This is a genomic window from Pseudomonas sp. 1L-E-NC-VB-C3 (assembly GCF_057291535.1).
Window position 1 is genome coordinate 519,438 of record NZ_JBXAWD010000001.1, and the last position, 16,061, is coordinate 535,498.

Genomic DNA, 16,061 nt, shown 5'->3' on the forward strand with positions numbered 1-16,061 from the left:
TTACTCTTTGTCCAGCTTGCCAACCAGCGACAGGGTGAAATCGGCACCCATGTACTTGAAGTGCGGACGCACGTTCAAGCTCACGCGGTACCAGCCCGGCTCGCCTTCAACGTCGCTGACGATCACTTGCGCAGCGCGCAGCGGACGACGGCCACGCACTTCGGCGCTCGGGTTTTCCTGGTCGGCAACGTACTGACGGATCCACTTGTTCAGTTCCAGCTCGAGGTCGGTACGCTCTTTCCACGAACCGAGTTGCTCGCGCTGCAGCACTTTCAAGTAGTGAGCCAGACGGTTGACGATCATCATGTACGGCAGTTGGGTGCCGAGCTTGTAGTTCAGCTCTGCCGCCTTGCCTTCTGCGCTGATGCCGAAGAACTTCGGCTTCTGCACCGAGCTGGCGGAGAAGAACGCCGCGTTGTCGGAGCCTTTGCGCATGGTCAGGGAGATGAAGCCTTCCTCGGCCAGTTCGTATTCACGACGGTCGGAAACCAATACCTCGGTAGGGATCTTGGTTTCGATTTCGCCCATGCTTTCGAAGTGGTGCAACGGCAGGTCTTCAACCGCGCCACCGCTCTGTGGGCCGATGATGTTCGGGCACCAGCGGAATTTGGCGAAGCTGTCGGTCAGCTTGGTGCCGAACGCGTAAGCGGTGTTGCCCCACAGGTAGTGCTCGTGGCTGTTGGCAACGGTTTCCTTGTACACGAACGACTTGACCGGGTTTTCTTCCGGATCGTACGGGTTGCGCAGCAGGAAACGCGGCACGGTCAGGCCAACGTAGCGGGAGTCTTCCGAAGTCCGGAAGCTCTGCCATTTGGCGAATTGCGGGCCTTCGAAGTGGTCTTTCAGATCTTTCAGATCCGGCAGGCCGGTGAAGCTTTCCAGACCGAAGAATTTCGGCCCGGCGGCAGCGATGAACGGCGCGTGGGACATGCACGAAACGCTGGCCACGTACTGCATCAGCTTGACGTCTGGAGAGCTTGGAGACATGTAGTAGTTGGCGATGATCGCGCCCACCGGCTGACCACCGAACTGGCCGTATTCAGCGGTGTAGATATGCTTGTACAGGCCCGACTGCATGACTTCCGGCGAGTCTTCGAAATCGTCCAGCAGGTCTTCTTTGGAGACGTTGAGGATTTCGATCTTGATGTTTTCGCGGAAGTTGGTGCGGTCGACCAGCAACTGCAGACCACGCCACGACGATTCCAGCGCCTGGAAATCCGGGTGGTGCAGGATCTCGTCCATCTGACGGCTGAGCTTGGCATCGATCTCGGCGATCATGCGGTCAACCATGGCTTTCTTGACCGGCTCACCGTTGTTCTGCGGCTTGAGCAGCTCTTCGATGAACGCCGACACGCCACGCTTGGCGATGTCGTAGGCTTCGTCGTCCGGGGTCAGACGGGTTTCGGCGATGATGCTGTCGAGAATGCTGTATTCGCCGCTGGCGGCGCTCTTCTCTTGTGCTGCGCTAGTGCTCATTGTGTTGGCTTCCTTGGCTACTGGAGTCTCAGGCGTCCGGGGCTGCGGCGTTCAGGCCCAGCTCACCGAGTACGCGACCGCGGGATTCGTCGTCGGCGAGCACGCCTTCGATCGCTTTACGGAACGCAGGTGCGTTACCCAGCGGGCCTTTGAGGGCCACCAGCGCATCGCGCAGTTCCATCAGTTTTTTCAGCTCAGGCACTTGCTCGACCAGGCTGGCCGGGTTGAAGTCCTTCATCGAATTGACGCGCAATTGCACGGCCAGCTCTTCAGCCTCGCCATCTTCCTGCAGACGGTTCGGCACGCTCAGCGTCAGACCCAGCTCTTGCTTGGCCAACACTTCGTCGAAGGTCATCTTGTCGATGCTGATCGGCTTGCGATCTTCGATTTTGCGATCGTCCTTGCGGTGGGTGTAGTCACCGATTGCCAGCAGCTTCAGCGGCAGTTCAATCTCTTCCTGAGCTCCGCCGGTGGCGGGTTTGAAGGTGACGTTGATGCGTTCCTTGGGGGCTACCGAGCCTTCTTTGGCCATGGCTTTTCTCCTTGCGGTTGTGGCCCTGGGGCCTATTCGAGTACCACTTCGAGGTCGAGGTGGCACAGCCTGCGATAAATCTCTTCCTTGCTTTCACGTACGGCGTGGTTCTGCGGCAACAACTCGCAGCAACTGTGCAGCAGGTGCAGCACTTGCAATGCAAGATCGGGCTCCCAGGCGTGCAGGCCTGAGTCCTGTAATGTCTGATCGAGGGTTTCGAGCTGGTTCTTGGCCAGTTCGTATTTCTTGGCCAGGAAACACAGCCGCGCGAGGGTGAACTGCCAGAAGAAGCGTTCGCGGCCACCGTGGGCCGATTGCAGACCCTGCTTGAGAATCTGCACGGCCGGCTTCAAGCCTTCCTTGCGCAGAATCGGCTGGACTTCCTCGAGGGCTTTTTCCCAGGCCGGCTGGGTTTCGACGTTCTCGCTTTCGACCTTGCGCGGCGCGCTGGCGCTTTGCAGGTGCGGCATGACATTGGCGGCGATCCACGCCCGGGTGGACGGATCGGCAAACGGCGCGCCGTCATGGAAGCGCAACTCGATGATGCCCGGCAGGCGCTGAATCAAAAGCGCGAAGTGGATTTCCACTTCGCGCATGGCCAGCTCGGCGTTGAGGTTCTGGAGACATTCCCAGACCATCCTCTGGCCATCGAACCAGAACGGCGCCTTCGCCAGGCTCGCCTCCAGTTCCACCAGCAGGTCGGCGTATTTGCCCTGATCGAAACGGTCCTGATAGAGCTTGAGTTTTTCCAGCGGCAGGCCGCGCAGCACGGTGATCTGCTCGGCGTTGCGCTCGGGCACGGCGTCGATGGTCATCCACAGCAGCGTGCGATTGAGGCGCAGGGCACGCAGATCGGTAGCCTTCTGCTTGAGCCACCAGGCACACAACGGCCGGGCGCTGTCCTGCTGGGCGCGCAGGGCTTTGTGCGCATCCCGCTCGTTGTCGATCGGTGCGCCAGGAGTGAGCAGCTGGGTCGCGGCCTGCTTGACCTGCGCCACCGCCGCGCCCACCACGCCGGGCGCCGGCTGGTTGTCGGCGGCGCGCTGAATCATGGTTTTCAGGCGGCGGGAGATCGGCAGCAGCAGTGGCGCGTCATCGCCCAGATGTTCAGTGCACGCGGCCTCAAGACCGGCCAGGTGCTCAGAGAGCTGCCGGAACATCGGCAACTGCTCTTTGATCGCAATGTTTTCGGTGATGACCTGCTCGAGACGCGGCACCAGCCAGCCGATCGCGGCGGCACGGGTGCGGGGTTTGAGCGGGTGGACGTCGGCCCAGTTGTTTTCCGACAGATGGTGCAGCAGACCGAGGCCGGCAAGCAGCCCGGGGAAGGATTCGCGCTGGTACAGCGACCACGTCAGCCAGGCGCCGACACGCAGATCCTTGGATTGGGTACGCAGCAGATTTTCACTGTTTTCGCGGATTTTCAGCCAGTCGATCTGCCCGCTTTCGTGCATCGACGAAGCCTTGGCCAGCTCACTTTCCAGCGCCTCGAACTCGCTCGAAAAACGAACGTCTTCGCCCGCGAAATTCTCTTTGGAAACAGAGACTTTTGCGAGTTCGAGGTAATGGGCGGAAAGTTTGCTTGAGTAGGACATCCATGGCCTTTATTAAGGATTACAGTCATGCGCGCGAATGGAGTTTCAGCAACGCGGGACAGTATCGAAGAGCAGTTCAGCGACTCATCCAATTGAGATGTGCTCTTTCAAGTGGGCGCATCGTAATCACTATGATGGCCACTAGCAAGCATCTGATTAAACAACAAGACGAACTGTTCATTGCGATCTGTAGGAGATCGCCCTATATGTCGCAGGGGTTTCCCTGATGCCGTTTATAAATCAGCGCATTTTCCCGGCTCCCGCCAAACCATTGTCCCAGAGCCTCGGCCGCAGCCGGGCGAGTTTACCTGACGCCCGCACCCTCGAGCGGCGTGCAGCATGCCAAATTCAAAAAAAAATAGAAGTAGGACACTTCCTAAAATGACCGGGTTCCATCGAGAAGTTTGCAGCGACAACGATCAATGCAAAAAGTGCCACTATAATGATGGCATTTCATTATTCTGAAACTTTACTCCCCCGGCAAATACTGGCACTTCGATAGTTATCCGAGCCGCGTCCTACAGACACTTCTCGCATCCCAACCAAGACTTCCACACCGGAATACTCTGACAAATTTCAGGGATACTTCTTACATCAATTAGTTTGCCGCGCCGCTAGCTTGCCTTGGCAACTTTTCATGCGCGGCGATCAGGGAGGACGGTATCGCGCGTTGACTCACTTTGCTTAAGGACAAGCCCATGTTCGGCAAAGGCCACTGCGCGCCATTCTCACTGCATATCCCGGCCATTCGTCACGACTTCAAGGTGCTCGCGTTCACTGGCACCGAAGCGATCAGTCAGCTGTACGCATTTCGCATCGAGCTGGTGAGCGAGTACGCGGATTTCGATCTGGAAAGCCTGCTCAGCCAGCCTGCTTTTCTGCAATTCGGGTTAGCGGGCGAAGGCATTCACGGGCGGATCGAAAATGTCATGCTCGGCGAATCGGGAAAGCGCCTGACCCGCTATGAGCTGTCACTGGTACCGGCGCTGCATTATCTGCAAATGAGCCACGACCAGCGGATTTTTCAGCAACTGACAGTGCCGCAGATCATCGCGCAAGTCCTCAAAGGCCATGGCATCCAGGCCGATGACTTCACGTTCAATGTCGCCGCCGGTGAGCCTCGTGAGTACTGCACGCAATACGGCGAAAGCGACTTCCTGTTCATTCAGCGCCTGTGCGCCGAAGAGGGTATTGCCTGGCACCACCAGCATTCGCTCGACAGGCACTTGCTGGTGTTCAGCGACAGCCCGGTGTTCGCGCGCAAATTGGGTACGACAGCCTTTCGGGTGGATAGCGGCATGGTCGCCGAACACCCGGTGGTCAACCACCTGAGCATGGGCTTCAACACCCGTACCAGCACGGTCACCCGCCGCGACTATGACCTCATGCGCCCAAGCCTGCTGCTGGAAAGCCGCTTCACCGCCGAGTTCACGCCGGCTCTGGAGGACTATCGCTATCCACTGCTGATCAAGTCCGAGAAGCACGGCAAACAGCTGGCGCGTCAGGCCTTGGAGCGCCATCGCAGCGACTATCAATGGATTGAAGGCAAAAGCAATCAGCCGATTTTGCGCAGCGGTCACCTGTTCAAGCTGAGCGAACATCCCAGGGCCGACTGCAACGAGTTGTGGCTGTTGGTCAGTCTCAGTCACGAAGGCAAGCAACCGGCAGTACTCGAAGAGGCTTTCAGCAGCGAGGCGAATCCTGCCGATGGTTTTTCCCAGGGCTACCGCAATACCTTCAGGGCCATTCCCGCAGAGGTGGTTTACCGTCCGCCTTTGCCCGCGCCAAGACCCTTGCTGGTCTGCCAGACCGCGCGCGTTACCGGGCCTCCCGGAGAGGAGATCTTCTGTGATGAATACGGCAGGGTTCGTGTCGAGTTTCCCTGGGATCGCGCTGAACGCAACAGCGAAAAAAGCAGCTGCTGGTTACGCGTAGCGTCCAGTTGGGCAGGTGACGGATTCGGTGCGGTGACCATTCCCCGGGTCGACATGGAAGTGGTCGTGACCTTCCAGGAAGGCGACCCGGACCAACCGCTGATTACCGGCTGCGTCGCCAACAAGGTCAATGCCGTCGCCCATCCCTTGTCGGCGAGTAAAACCCGCACGGTATTACGCAGCCAGAGCTCACCGCGCAATGGCGGCTACAACGAACTGTCGATCGAGGATCGCGCCGGGCAGGAGAAGATCTACCTGCGCGCGCAGCGCGACCTCGAGCAACTGATCCTCAACGACAGCCGCAGCCTGATCACTCGCGACCGCCATGAGCATGTCGGCAATGACAGCACCAGTCTCATCGAGGGCAAGGATTCGCGCACTCATCAAGGACTGCGCAGCACAGTAATCAACGCCGATGACTTGTTGCAGGTCAGCGGTACCAGCAGCCAGACCCTGGGCGCTCTGGTGATCCAGGCCGGCCAGCAGGCGCATGTCACGGCAAGCAACGTGGTGATCGATGCCGGCATGAGCCTGACGCTGTCAGCGGGCGGTCATCACATCGTGATCAATGCCGGCGGGATTTTCAGCAGCGTGCCCATCGTTCAGGGCGGCGCGCCACTGCCGGCTCTCGCACCGCTACAACCGCTGCAAGTTGAGGCCGGCCTGCCAGCTGCGATCAACGCCACGCCGCTGTCGATCGTCAACAGCGCCCGCCAGCAGGCAGCGGATTTTTGCCCGCTGTGCGAAGCCTGCGCAGCGGGTCTGTGCGAGCTGGGAGAAGTCGCATGAGCCCGGTCGAACAATGGTTGCACGCTCAGTCCCGCGCCGGCTGCGATCTGTATCTGATGCTCGACACCGACGGCCACAGCGCAGAGCACGCTGCGTTGACCCGCGACCTCGGCACCGAGCGGTTTCGTCCGCTCTACACCGGCACGCCGGCCGAGTCGCTGGTGCCGACCGGCCCGCTGCTGTTGCAGATCGATACGGCGCAGCATCCCGCGATCCAGACCTTGCTCGCCACGCCCGAGCGCAATTGGGGCTGGCTGGCCAGTGCCCGTCACGTCGAACTTGATCTGCTGGCGGCGCATTGGCGCGATCGCCTGATAACCGGCGAACGTCCGAATCAGGCGGTGTACCGCGTGCATGACAACCGGGTTCTGGGACGTGCGCTGGCGCACCTGCAACCCGAGCACCGCGCGGCGTTTCTCGGGCCATTCAACAGCGTTTGCTATTGGCACGCAGAACGATGGAACGCCATCGACAACCCGGACCCCGGCCACCACCCGCTGCCGATGGATCCGCCGTGGCTGCACACGCCGACCCCGGAACTGATCTACGCCAACGTGCTGTTCGACAACACCCGCCGTTACCTGGTCGGCGAACACACCGAAGCCATGGCCGAGCTGGCCGAACAACTGGACGTCGATGAATGGTTGTGGGGCCTGATTCAACTGACGCACCTGTGGGGCTGGCAACAACCGGAGCACGTGCATTTCTTGCTGACCCGCAGTTTGCAGTTACCGGGATATCGGCCAGGCAAATCATGGCTGCCCAAACCCGGTGAAGATCCGGCGATGCATTTTGAGCGGGTATATCAGGAAGCGTTGTATTGGCAGGGAGAGGTAGGTCGATGAGGAACTTGAAACGAGGGTTGCTGCTGAGTGGTTGCCTGGGATTGCTGGTGGGTTGTACGACGGTGAAGACCCCGAACACCTTTATGTTTGTTCCGGATTTTCCACCTGGATTCAAGTACGACCTGACGGCCACCTATGTTCCGGCCAAGGGCCAAACATGCACCGTGCCTGGCGGGAGAAACACTCAGCTGGGATACAACAAAACCAATATGAAGTACCAAGGGACTTCCGAGATCCCGCTGTACAGAACCGTAAGCGAATGTCCGCTGGCGCTGAATTACATCGAGATCAAGGTCATCGGTATTTATGGTTCAGGGCGAAGCAACTTCAGCTATGACTACGCCTCGATTGCTGTACGTCCGGAGTTGCTGGAACGACAGATGGGTAGTTTCAGAGATGACGAGACAGCTGAGTTCTTTGGTGAGTGCATGTGGTCTTTTCGCACGGTGGGCCCGAAGCGTTATCTGATCAAACTGCTGACCTGCAAAAAAATGGATGCACAGGGCAATGTCGGGCGGAGCCGTCCTTTCACGGCGTACACGCTGACTCAGCTTTCTGGAAAAACGGTGACTCTGAAAATCCAATTATCTGAGCGGGAAAAGCCCGCTTTTGGTGACACGTGGGTAAAAGTGCCCGGCGGATGGAAGCGCTGCATGGGGAAAGCCTTTGAGGATCAGGATGCGTTCTGTTTCGGCAATTACAAAGACTTCAGCACATTCAGGATGGTAGACGAGCGCATCTGCACTATTTACCCCGATTGCACTGAAAACAAGGATCAGACCCCATGAGCATTGAGCCGACAGATTCCGGCATTGCGGCCTTTATGCAAGGCAACATCCACGCCTGCCCAAGACGCGGACAAGCCACAAGTTTTCAATTGGTGGACGAGTTCGGTGATGGCAAACCCTACGCCGGTTTGACCTACGAAGCCGTCGATTACGAAGATATTGTTTATACCGGCAAACTGGATTCCTCGGGCTCCGGAAAAGTTCTTGATCATTACTGCGGTCCCGTAACCCTGAAGCTCAGTCAGTTTTATCAGGGTAAAGAGGAAGTATATGCGCGACTGAAGGAACGACCGCACTACCCTCTCCCCATCACCGAACTCCAAGTCCGCGCCGAAAAAACCCGCTTCTTCCACAAAACAGGCACTCGCACCCAGGCCAACCCCGCCAAGGACCTGTCCGAAACCGATGCGTACTGCCAGGTCGAAGTCAGTGAACTGGTAAAATACATCGCCCACTTGCCGCCGCTGGCTGCTCGTCGCGACGCTCCGAAGAGGGCGGCGCACAAGCTCATGCGCCCCGCTGCGAAGTCCAGAGACTTCACGGTCGTCGATAAAACTTCTGCGGATGGCGGACTGCACACCATCTTGAGTGCGGCGGAGATGGCCACCGTCGAGTTGGGGTTTTCCCCGCCGCCGCCCAAGGGCGTCGCACTGCTGCCGAACAAACACCATGTGCTGGAAGTACGGCCGATGAGAGCGCTACGGCCAATGCTGTCGACAGGCGACGCGTTCTGCGCGCTCAACCTTTATCAGCTGTCGGTGATGGCGACGCTGAGCTACACCGATTTCGGACAGGAACCCAACACTCAACCGGTGCAGACCGACACGGTAAGCTTTCCGCTACAGCCCAGCAGCGGCAACTGGTTCGGCCACGCGCTGCCGCAGTTCGATGAGTTGTGGAAGGTCGATGACTCACAATCGCAGAAATACTATCCACTGTATGAAGACGTGCCGTATTCGAAACGCCTGGAAGTGGTGCCGTTTGACCCGAATCTTTACCCCGAAGTGAATGACCCCGCGTTAGGGAATCAACAAGAACACCCCGCCAGACTGCATTTTTTCGATGATCGCAAACAGGTCGAAAGCACGGACACTCAGGCTTTCATCTGCCACCACGACGAACTGATCCTGATCAGCGTACGCGGTACCAGTGAGATCTGGCCCGACGGCCGGCGTGACGGCGATGCCTATCAGGTTCCCTTTGCCGAAGGCGAAGGCAAAGTGCACCGCGGTTTCTACGGTGGCGCTTTGGCGGCTTATCCATTTATCGTGACTTATCTGGAAAAATTCTACAGCGGGCAAAAGCTGCTGATCACGGGTCACAGTCTGGGCGGTGCAGTTGCACTGATCCTGTCCGAGATGCTGAGACGCAACCTGGAGTTCTCCCCGCAAATCGTGCTCTACACCTACGGCGCCCCCCGCGCCGGCGACACCACCTTCATCGAAAGCGCCAGATCGCTGGTGCATCACCGCATCGTCAATCAGAACGATCCGGTACCGAGCGTGCCGGCGACCTGGATGAACACCTTTGCCAAGCCTGGGCCGATGTACGCAACCAACGCCGTGGTGCTGGGCTTCAACCCGGTCGCCGGCCTCGGCCTGCTGATCTGGGGAATCATCAATTTCTTTGGCGACGACTATGGGCATCACGGTGCTTTGCGCCATTTCATGCCCGTTGAGTTCGACAAGGACCACCGATCCTCCCTTCTCTGGGAGCCGGGTTGCAGCACGATCGTCGATCACGGCTGCGCCAAGGCCCTGCGCGCTACCAACGGCTTGCCCGAACGCGGATCGTTTCTGCGGCAGTTGTTCGACCGGGGTCACCACTCAATGGTCGGCAGCTACATCCCCGGCTGCTGGGCCAGCTTGCGCCGTTGGCAGGAAGCACTGCAGCTCAAGCGTTCGCTGGTGACCAATCGCGAATACGAATGGATCAGCAGCGCCCTGGAGAATATTCAGCAACAGCTGCGGGCCGTTAAGCGCGATCTGCAAAACAACCACCGTTCTTACGTGCGAGAGCAGGAGCGCGCGCACAAGACGCTGATGCTCAATCAGGAAATAGACAAGATCAGCATGACCATGGCCCGCCTGACAGCGCTGCGCAGTCAACGGGTCACCGAGGTCGACGTTTACGGCAGCTATGCCGACCAGCCCGAATGGATCGAGGAAGGTCTGCTGCGCTGGAACGCCCATCCTGAAAACCTGGTTCAGGAGCAACTGGCGATGATCCCGCCAGCCGCTGAAGACCACGATGCCGCTATCGCCGCGATGACCGGAGGGCATGCGGTTGGCGCGCCGTTTCGGCTGGATATTGATTCGTTCATTTAACTTAATCAGTCAACAAGGAAGTACCGATGCTCTCGTTGTCCCCCAAGTTAAACTTCGTCACTGCAACGCACTCGATCCGCGCTTTGTTATTGGCCAGCTTCATAATATTTGGAACTGGATGCAATTCGTTCTCCAGTTCGGCAACACTGAACATGGACATCCCTGCGAATTTTAGCGTCACCGCCGAAGCGTACTATCAGCCGTTTTCCCCATATTACTGTTACGCGCCAGAAAACTACGCAAGAGACCCCAACCTTGGAGTCAAAAAATTTAAACAACCTTGGCAACCCACTGCGCAGACCGCCAAGTTCAACGTCAAATTACTTCCCAGCATTGGGGGCTGTCTCACGCTCCTCAGCGAAATCAAGATCTGGATCATGGACATGACTGAGGATCCAGAGAAACTTGGCTTAAGCGCCGTCTGGATACATATTAATGACCTGGCAGATGAACCACTGGACGAGCATGGGTCGAACGAGAACTTGCTTTCAGTCGAGTGTAAATATGCGGACTCCCGGTTAAGTAAAGTCTTCAAATATGAATTGGTATGCAAAGGGCAGAGTACGAACGATGAAATTTTGGGCAGGCTACGAATTGAGCAATTCCAGGATAAGCCATTGCGATTAACAGTTCGGATGACCGAGTAGTCGGCGTGCTGCCCGATGCTTAAGTCCCAATGACTGCCGCAAGCTGGCTAGGCAGCTTGGTCATGTCCGCTATCAAACGCAGTCTGAGCGCGAAGGACTGGGGCACAATGATCAAAGGTCACGGCGGAATCCTCGATTGGATGGACTCGATATGCTTCGCGGCACCGCTCTTCTTTCACCTGACGCGTTACTTCTTCTCCGTCTGATCTAGACGAATGCTCCAACCACAAAAAATGGGCACCCGACCGCAATCGGTGTGCCCATTTTCATTTGCGGTTCTCCCCGTCATTCAGGGGAGCACGCCGCCATCAAGGATTGACGCTGTCTTTCAACGATTTGCCTGGCTTGAACGCAACGGTGTTGCTGGCCTTGATCTTGACCGGTTCGCCGGTCTGCGGGTTTTTGCCGGTGCGGGCGCCGCGGTGGCGTTGCAGGAAGGTGCCGAAGCCGACCAGCGTCACGCTGTCCTTGCGGTGCAGGGCGCCGGTGATTTCTTCGAGGACGGCGTTGAGGACGCGATTGGCCTGTTCTTTGGTCAGGTCTGCCTTTTCGGCGATTGCAGCGGCGAGTTCTGGTTTACGCATTAGTGAAGCCCCTTTGACGGTTTTTTGTTGTTATGTCCGTGCTGTTCTCGTTGGAACAGCGCCCAAGGCGCCGCAGGCTCTACTCTGCGGCAGACGGGAGTGAGAATGGCACGCCGCCAACGGCGGCGCCAGTCTCCCCAAGACCTTTGTCGGGGCAAAAGAGCGGTGTTTGCGACAGAACGACCGGCATTTACGCCAGCAGCGGCGGCAGCTGTTTGTTCAGGGCCAGTTTTTCCATGACTGCCCCGCCGGTCAGGGCGTATCCGAGTAACTGACCGTCGGCACTGTGGCACAGCGCTTTGATGTCGGCGCCCTGCCCTTCGACGCTCCAAACGCCTTCGCTGCCCCGTGGCGGCGGCGAAACCACCAGCGGGCACACCGGGGTTTTCACGGTGATCGGCATCGGCCCGTAGCTGACTGCGGTCGGGTTTCCGGCGAGGGTTTGCGCCAACGCGCGCGCGCAGCTCATCAGTGGCATCACGTAGAGCAGATTGAGCCCGTCGACTTCGGCGCAGTCGCCCAAGGCGTAGATGTTGGCGTGAGAGGTCTTCAGGTAACGATCGACCATCACGCCGCGATTGACCTGCACGCCGGCAGCCGCTGCCAGATCGATGCGCGGGCGCAGACCGATCGCCGAGACCACCACATCGCACGGGATGATCTGACCGTCGGACAGGTGCGCTTCCAGGCCATCGGCGACTTTCTCCAGGCGGGTCAGCACCGGGCCGAGGTGAAACTTCGCCCCGATACTTTCCAGCCCGGCCTGCACGGCCGCCGCAGCGGCAGGATGCAAAAGCATTGGCATGACTTGTTCGCACGGCGCGACCAGTTGCACTTCGTAGCCGCCGAGAATCAGGTCATTGGCAAATTCACAGCCGATCAGCCCGGCGCCGAGCAACAACACCCGACGCTTGCCCGCGGCTGCGGCACGAAAGCGCGCGTAGTCTTCCAGATCGTTGATCGGAAATACCAGTTCCGCGCCGTCGCCTTCGATCGGCACGCGCACGGTTTCCGCGCCCCAGGCCAGGATCAGATCACGATAAGGCACGGCTTCTTCACCGATCCACAAGCGTTTGTGGCCGGCGTCGATGCCGCTGATGCGCGTGTGGGTGCGCACTTCGGCCTTCAACTGCTCGGCCATGGCGCCGGGTTCGGCCATGCTCAGGCCGTCGGCGTCCTTGTTCTTGCCGAAGCCGGTGGAGAGCATCGGCTTGGAGTAAGAGCGGCCGTCATCGGCGGTGATCAGCAGCAGCGGGGTTTCGCTGTCGAGCTTGCGAAACTCGCGGGCCAGGTTGTAGCCCGCAAGCCCGGTGCCGATGATGACGACTGGTGCGCTCATGCCTTACTCCTCTATTTGCTTAGTTGATTTCAATCATTTCGAAGTCCATTTTGCCGACGCCGCAGTCGGGACACAGCCAGTCTGCCGGTACGTCTTCCCAGCGGGTGCCCGGCGCGATGTCGTCATCCGGCCAACCCTCGGCTTCGTTATAGATCAGGCCACAGACGATACATTGCCACTTCTTCATTCAGGTACTTCCTCAGGGTTCAGGCGTAGTGCCGGCGCGGACGGTCGATGGGTGTTGCGCTGCCATCCTGCTCAGGGCGTTTTGTACTGAGGGTGCCGCGCAGATGCAAGCCTGTTCGGCGCAACGGCGGCCGGCGCCGCTCAATCCTGTCGCCTGCCATGGTAAGCTCGCCGCCTCATTTGCGGCCAATAATGACTCATTGTGCAACATTCAAATGCCTGCCCCGCCCCGCTCTGGCTGACCCAAGACCGCCTGACGCCCCGCCCCGATCCGTTGACCCTGGACTGGTTGTTCGACGAAGGTTCGCTGACCCGCCGTTTGACCCGTTTGTCCGAGGATGGCTTCAGCGTGTCGCCGTTGTTCGAAGGCTGGGACACCCTGCGCGCTGATGAATGCGCGGCACTGGATCTGGCCGAGGGCAGCGAAGGCTGGGTGCGTGAGGTGTATTTGCGTGGTCATGGCGAAGCCTGGGTGTTTGCCCGCAGCGTCGCCTCGCGCGCCGCCCTGCAAGGTGATGGTTTACACATGGATGAACTGGGTAGCCGCTCGCTGGGCGAATTGCTGTTTTGCGATCGCGCATTTCAACGCCGCGCCATTGAAGTCTGCCACTACCCTGAACAATGGTTGCCGCCAGCGGTGCAAGCCCCTGCACTGTGGGGCCGGCGTTCGCGTTTCGACCGTGGTGCGCTGAGCGTGCTGGTCGCGGAAATCTTCCTGCCGAGCCTGTGGGACGCCGCCCGCGCCCATCCGGAGAATTGCTGATGTATCAGAGCCTGCTCAAGTCCCTCAACCGTCTGAACCCGCGCGCCTGGGATTTCGTTCAGTTGACGCGCATGGACAAGCCGATCGGCATTTACCTGCTGCTGTGGCCGACATTGTGGGCATTGTGGATTGCCGGCAAGGGCTCGCCGTCGCTGGCCAACGTGGTGATTTTTGTTCTTGGCGTAGTGCTGACCCGTGCCGGCGGCTGCGTGATCAACGACTGGGCCGACCGCAAGGTCGACGGCCACGTCAAACGCACCGCGCAACGGCCGCTGGCCAGCGGCCGGATCAGCTCGAAGGAAGCGCTGGTGTTCTTTGCCGTGCTGATGGGCATCAGTTTTCTGCTGGTGCTGTGCACCAATGCGCCGACGATCTGGCTGTCGCTGGGCGGTCTAGCGCTGGCATTCACTTACCCGTTCATGAAGCGCTACACCTACTACCCGCAAGTGGTGCTGGGCGCGGCGTTCTCCTGGGGCATGCCGATGGCCTTTACCGCCGAGACCGGCGAGTTGCCAGCGGCGGCGTGGCTGCTGTGGATTGCCAACCTGCTGTGGACGGTGGGCTACGACACTTATTACGCGATGACCGATCGTGATGACGACCTGAAGATCGGCGTGAAATCCACGGCGATTCTGTTTGGCGAGGCGGATCGGGTGATCATCCTCAGCTTGCAGGCGCTGTCATTGGGCTGCCTGATTCTGGCCGGGTCGAAGTTCGAGCTGGGGATCTGGTTCCACCTCGGCCTGCTGGTGGCTGCGGGGTGTTATGCGTGGGAGTTCTGGTACACACGCAGCAAGGACCGCATGCGCTGCTTCCAGGCCTTCTTGCACAACCACTGGGCAGGGTTGGCGATATTTGTCGGGATCGTGCTGGATTACGCACTGCGCTAATGCATGACACCTGTGGGAGCGAGCCTGCTCGCGAAGGCGTCATGTCAGTCACCTCTGCGATAACTGACACATCGTTTTCGCGAGCAGGCTCGCTCCCACAGCGTCTGGGTTGCATCTATTTGGCCTTGGCGACTTTCCACGCGCCGTCCATTTTGCCGTCGCCGGTCATGTCGCCGGCCTTTTTGTCCATCACGAAGGTGTACAACGGCATGCCCTGGTAGGCCCACTGCATCGTGCCGTCGTCACGCTTGATCACCGTCCAGTCGCCCATGGATTTGTCACCCGCCTGCGCCATCAACGGCGGCCAGTTTGCCGCGCACTTGTCGTTGCACGCGGACTTGCCAGCGGAGTCCTTGGCGAAGGTGTACAGGGTCATGCCCTTGTGGTCGGTGTACATGCCGTCCTTCTCCATCGCCGGATCGGCCGCCATGGCCAGCCCCGGCAATGTCAGGGCGGCGGCCATCAGCAGGGCTTTGAAAGAAGCAGTCATCTGAGTCATGGAAACCTTCTTTTGTGGTTGTCAGGATTCGGACTTAGAGCTTAGTCGAGGATGGGTGCAAATGTTGCGGGCCTGAAATACTGTCACACGACTGCAATAATTCCGTTATCTAATGCGGCGCAAGACAGTTAAATGACAAGAGGATTAAGGCATGGTTGGCAGGAGCATTCTGATCGTCGACGACGAAGCGCCCATTCGCGAAATGATCGCCGTGGCGTTGGAAATGGCCGGCTATGACTGCCTCGAGGCAGAGAACTCGCAGCAGGCTCACGCCATCATCGTCGACCGCAAACCGGACCTGATCCTGCTCGACTGGATGCTGCCCGGCACCTCGGGCATCGAACTGGCCCGGCGCCTCAAGCGTGACGAGCTGACCGGGGACATCCCGATCATCATGCTCACCGCCAAGGGCGAAGAGGACAACAAGATCCAGGGCCTGGAAGTCGGCGCCGACGACTACATCACCAAACCGTTTTCCCCGCGTGAACTGGTCGCCCGCCTCAAGGCTGTGCTGCGCCGCGCCGGACCGACCGATGGCGAAGCGCCGATCGAAGTCGGCGGCCTGCTGCTCGACCCGATCAGCCACCGCGTGACCATCGACGGCAAACCCGCCGAGATGGGCCCGACCGAATACCGCCTGCTGCAATTTTTCATGACCCATCAGGAACGCGCCTACACCCGTGGCCAGTTGCTTGACCAGGTCTGGGGTGGCAACGTCTACGTCGAAGAGCGCACCGTCGACGTGCACATCCGGCGCCTGCGCAAGGCCCTCGGCGACGCTTACGAAAATCTGGTACAAACCGTGCGCGGCACCGGCTACCGGTTCTCCACAAAAGCATGAAAGCAGCTGCAAGCTTTCAGCTACAA

General features: G+C 59.2%; 15 protein-coding genes and 1 pseudogene. 9 read left to right on the forward strand and 7 right to left on the reverse strand.

Annotated elements, in window-relative coordinates; translation table 11 throughout:
• From tssC to tssA, 3 genes are read right to left on the reverse strand one after another with little or no spacing between them, the layout of a single operon-like run.
• The gene (tssC, locus tag AC0Z5Z_RS02370; RefSeq protein WP_016772499.1) at positions 1-1,476 is read right to left on the reverse strand and encodes a type VI secretion system contractile sheath large subunit; all 1,476 of its coding nucleotides are present in this window, start codon (positions 1,474-1,476) and stop codon (positions 1-3) included.
• Positions 1,477-1,504: 28 nt separating this feature from the next.
• Positions 1,505-2,008, reverse strand: a complete 504-nt coding sequence (gene tssB, locus AC0Z5Z_RS02375) for a type VI secretion system contractile sheath small subunit (RefSeq protein WP_016772498.1) — start codon at positions 2,006-2,008, stop codon at positions 1,505-1,507.
• A 32-nt stretch (positions 2,009-2,040) separates the two neighbouring features.
• Positions 2,041-3,603, reverse strand: coding sequence for a type VI secretion system protein TssA (gene tssA / locus AC0Z5Z_RS02380; RefSeq protein ID WP_056790892.1), 1,563 nt, complete (start codon positions 3,601-3,603; stop codon positions 2,041-2,043).
• A 698-nt stretch (positions 3,604-4,301) separates the two neighbouring features.
• Here tssA and tssI point away from each other — a divergent pair.
• From tssI to AC0Z5Z_RS02410, 6 genes and pseudogenes are all read left to right on the forward strand, one after another.
• A complete protein-coding gene (gene tssI, locus AC0Z5Z_RS02385; RefSeq protein WP_460142514.1) occupies positions 4,302-6,326 on the forward strand; it encodes a type VI secretion system tip protein TssI/VgrG in 2,025 nt (674 codons plus the stop codon).
• A complete protein-coding gene (locus AC0Z5Z_RS02390) occupies positions 6,323-7,171 on the forward strand; it encodes a DUF4123 domain-containing protein (protein WP_095181220.1) in 849 nt (282 codons plus the stop codon). The genes tssI and AC0Z5Z_RS02390 overlap by 4 nt, the downstream gene beginning before the upstream one ends.
• On the forward strand, positions 7,168-7,959 hold the full coding sequence (locus tag AC0Z5Z_RS02395; RefSeq protein WP_095181219.1) for a hypothetical protein: 792 nt from the start codon (positions 7,168-7,170) through the stop codon (positions 7,957-7,959). The genes AC0Z5Z_RS02390 and AC0Z5Z_RS02395 overlap by 4 nt, the downstream gene beginning before the upstream one ends.
• Positions 7,956-10,286 (forward strand): lipase family protein, encoded by a 2,331-nt coding sequence (locus AC0Z5Z_RS02400; RefSeq protein ID WP_485610648.1) that lies wholly within the window; start codon positions 7,956-7,958, stop codon positions 10,284-10,286. The genes AC0Z5Z_RS02395 and AC0Z5Z_RS02400 overlap by 4 nt, the downstream gene beginning before the upstream one ends.
• A 26-nt stretch (positions 10,287-10,312) precedes the next feature.
• Complete coding sequence (locus AC0Z5Z_RS02405; protein ID WP_143497966.1) at positions 10,313-10,933, forward strand: hypothetical protein; 621 nt, start codon at positions 10,313-10,315, stop codon at positions 10,931-10,933.
• A 44-nt stretch (positions 10,934-10,977) separates the two neighbouring features.
• Positions 10,978-11,139 (forward strand): annotated as a pseudogene (locus AC0Z5Z_RS02410) (phosphatidate cytidylyltransferase); the annotation flags it as partial.
• 102 nt (positions 11,140-11,241) lie between these two features.
• Here AC0Z5Z_RS02410 and AC0Z5Z_RS02415 read toward each other — a convergent pair.
• The 3 genes from AC0Z5Z_RS02415 to AC0Z5Z_RS02425 all read right to left on the reverse strand — a co-directional run bounded on the left by AC0Z5Z_RS02415 (position 11,242) and on the right by AC0Z5Z_RS02425 (position 13,043).
• Entirely contained in the window at positions 11,242-11,517 is a 276-nt protein-coding gene (locus AC0Z5Z_RS02415; RefSeq protein WP_003213368.1) for an HU family DNA-binding protein, read from the reverse strand.
• A 190-nt stretch (positions 11,518-11,707) separates the two neighbouring features.
• Entirely contained in the window at positions 11,708-12,856 is a 1,149-nt protein-coding gene (locus AC0Z5Z_RS02420; RefSeq protein ID WP_460161456.1) for an NAD(P)/FAD-dependent oxidoreductase, read from the reverse strand.
• A gap of 19 nt (positions 12,857-12,875) precedes the next feature.
• Positions 12,876-13,043, reverse strand: coding sequence for a rubredoxin (locus AC0Z5Z_RS02425; protein ID WP_305381791.1), 168 nt, complete (start codon positions 13,041-13,043; stop codon positions 12,876-12,878).
• 201 nt (positions 13,044-13,244) lie between these two features.
• Here AC0Z5Z_RS02425 and AC0Z5Z_RS02430 point away from each other — a divergent pair, with 201 nt between their 5' ends.
• The gene (locus tag AC0Z5Z_RS02430) at positions 13,245-13,805 is read left to right on the forward strand and encodes a chorismate--pyruvate lyase family protein (protein ID WP_485610649.1); all 561 of its coding nucleotides are present in this window, start codon (positions 13,245-13,247) and stop codon (positions 13,803-13,805) included.
• Positions 13,805-14,695 (forward strand): 4-hydroxybenzoate octaprenyltransferase, encoded by an 891-nt coding sequence (gene ubiA, locus AC0Z5Z_RS02435; RefSeq protein WP_056790919.1) that lies wholly within the window; start codon positions 13,805-13,807, stop codon positions 14,693-14,695. The genes AC0Z5Z_RS02430 and ubiA overlap by 1 nt, the downstream gene beginning before the upstream one ends.
• A gap of 115 nt (positions 14,696-14,810) precedes the next feature.
• On the opposite strand, the gene AC0Z5Z_RS02440 is transcribed toward ubiA, so the two are convergent.
• A complete protein-coding gene (locus tag AC0Z5Z_RS02440) occupies positions 14,811-15,194 on the reverse strand; it encodes a COG4315 family predicted lipoprotein (RefSeq protein WP_252877130.1) in 384 nt (127 codons plus the stop codon).
• A 151-nt stretch (positions 15,195-15,345) separates the two neighbouring features.
• Between AC0Z5Z_RS02440 and phoB the strand changes: the two genes are divergently transcribed.
• Positions 15,346-16,035, forward strand: coding sequence for a phosphate regulon transcriptional regulator PhoB (gene phoB, locus AC0Z5Z_RS02445; RefSeq protein ID WP_007896474.1), 690 nt, complete (start codon positions 15,346-15,348; stop codon positions 16,033-16,035).
• Positions 16,036-16,061 lie beyond the last annotated feature (26 nt).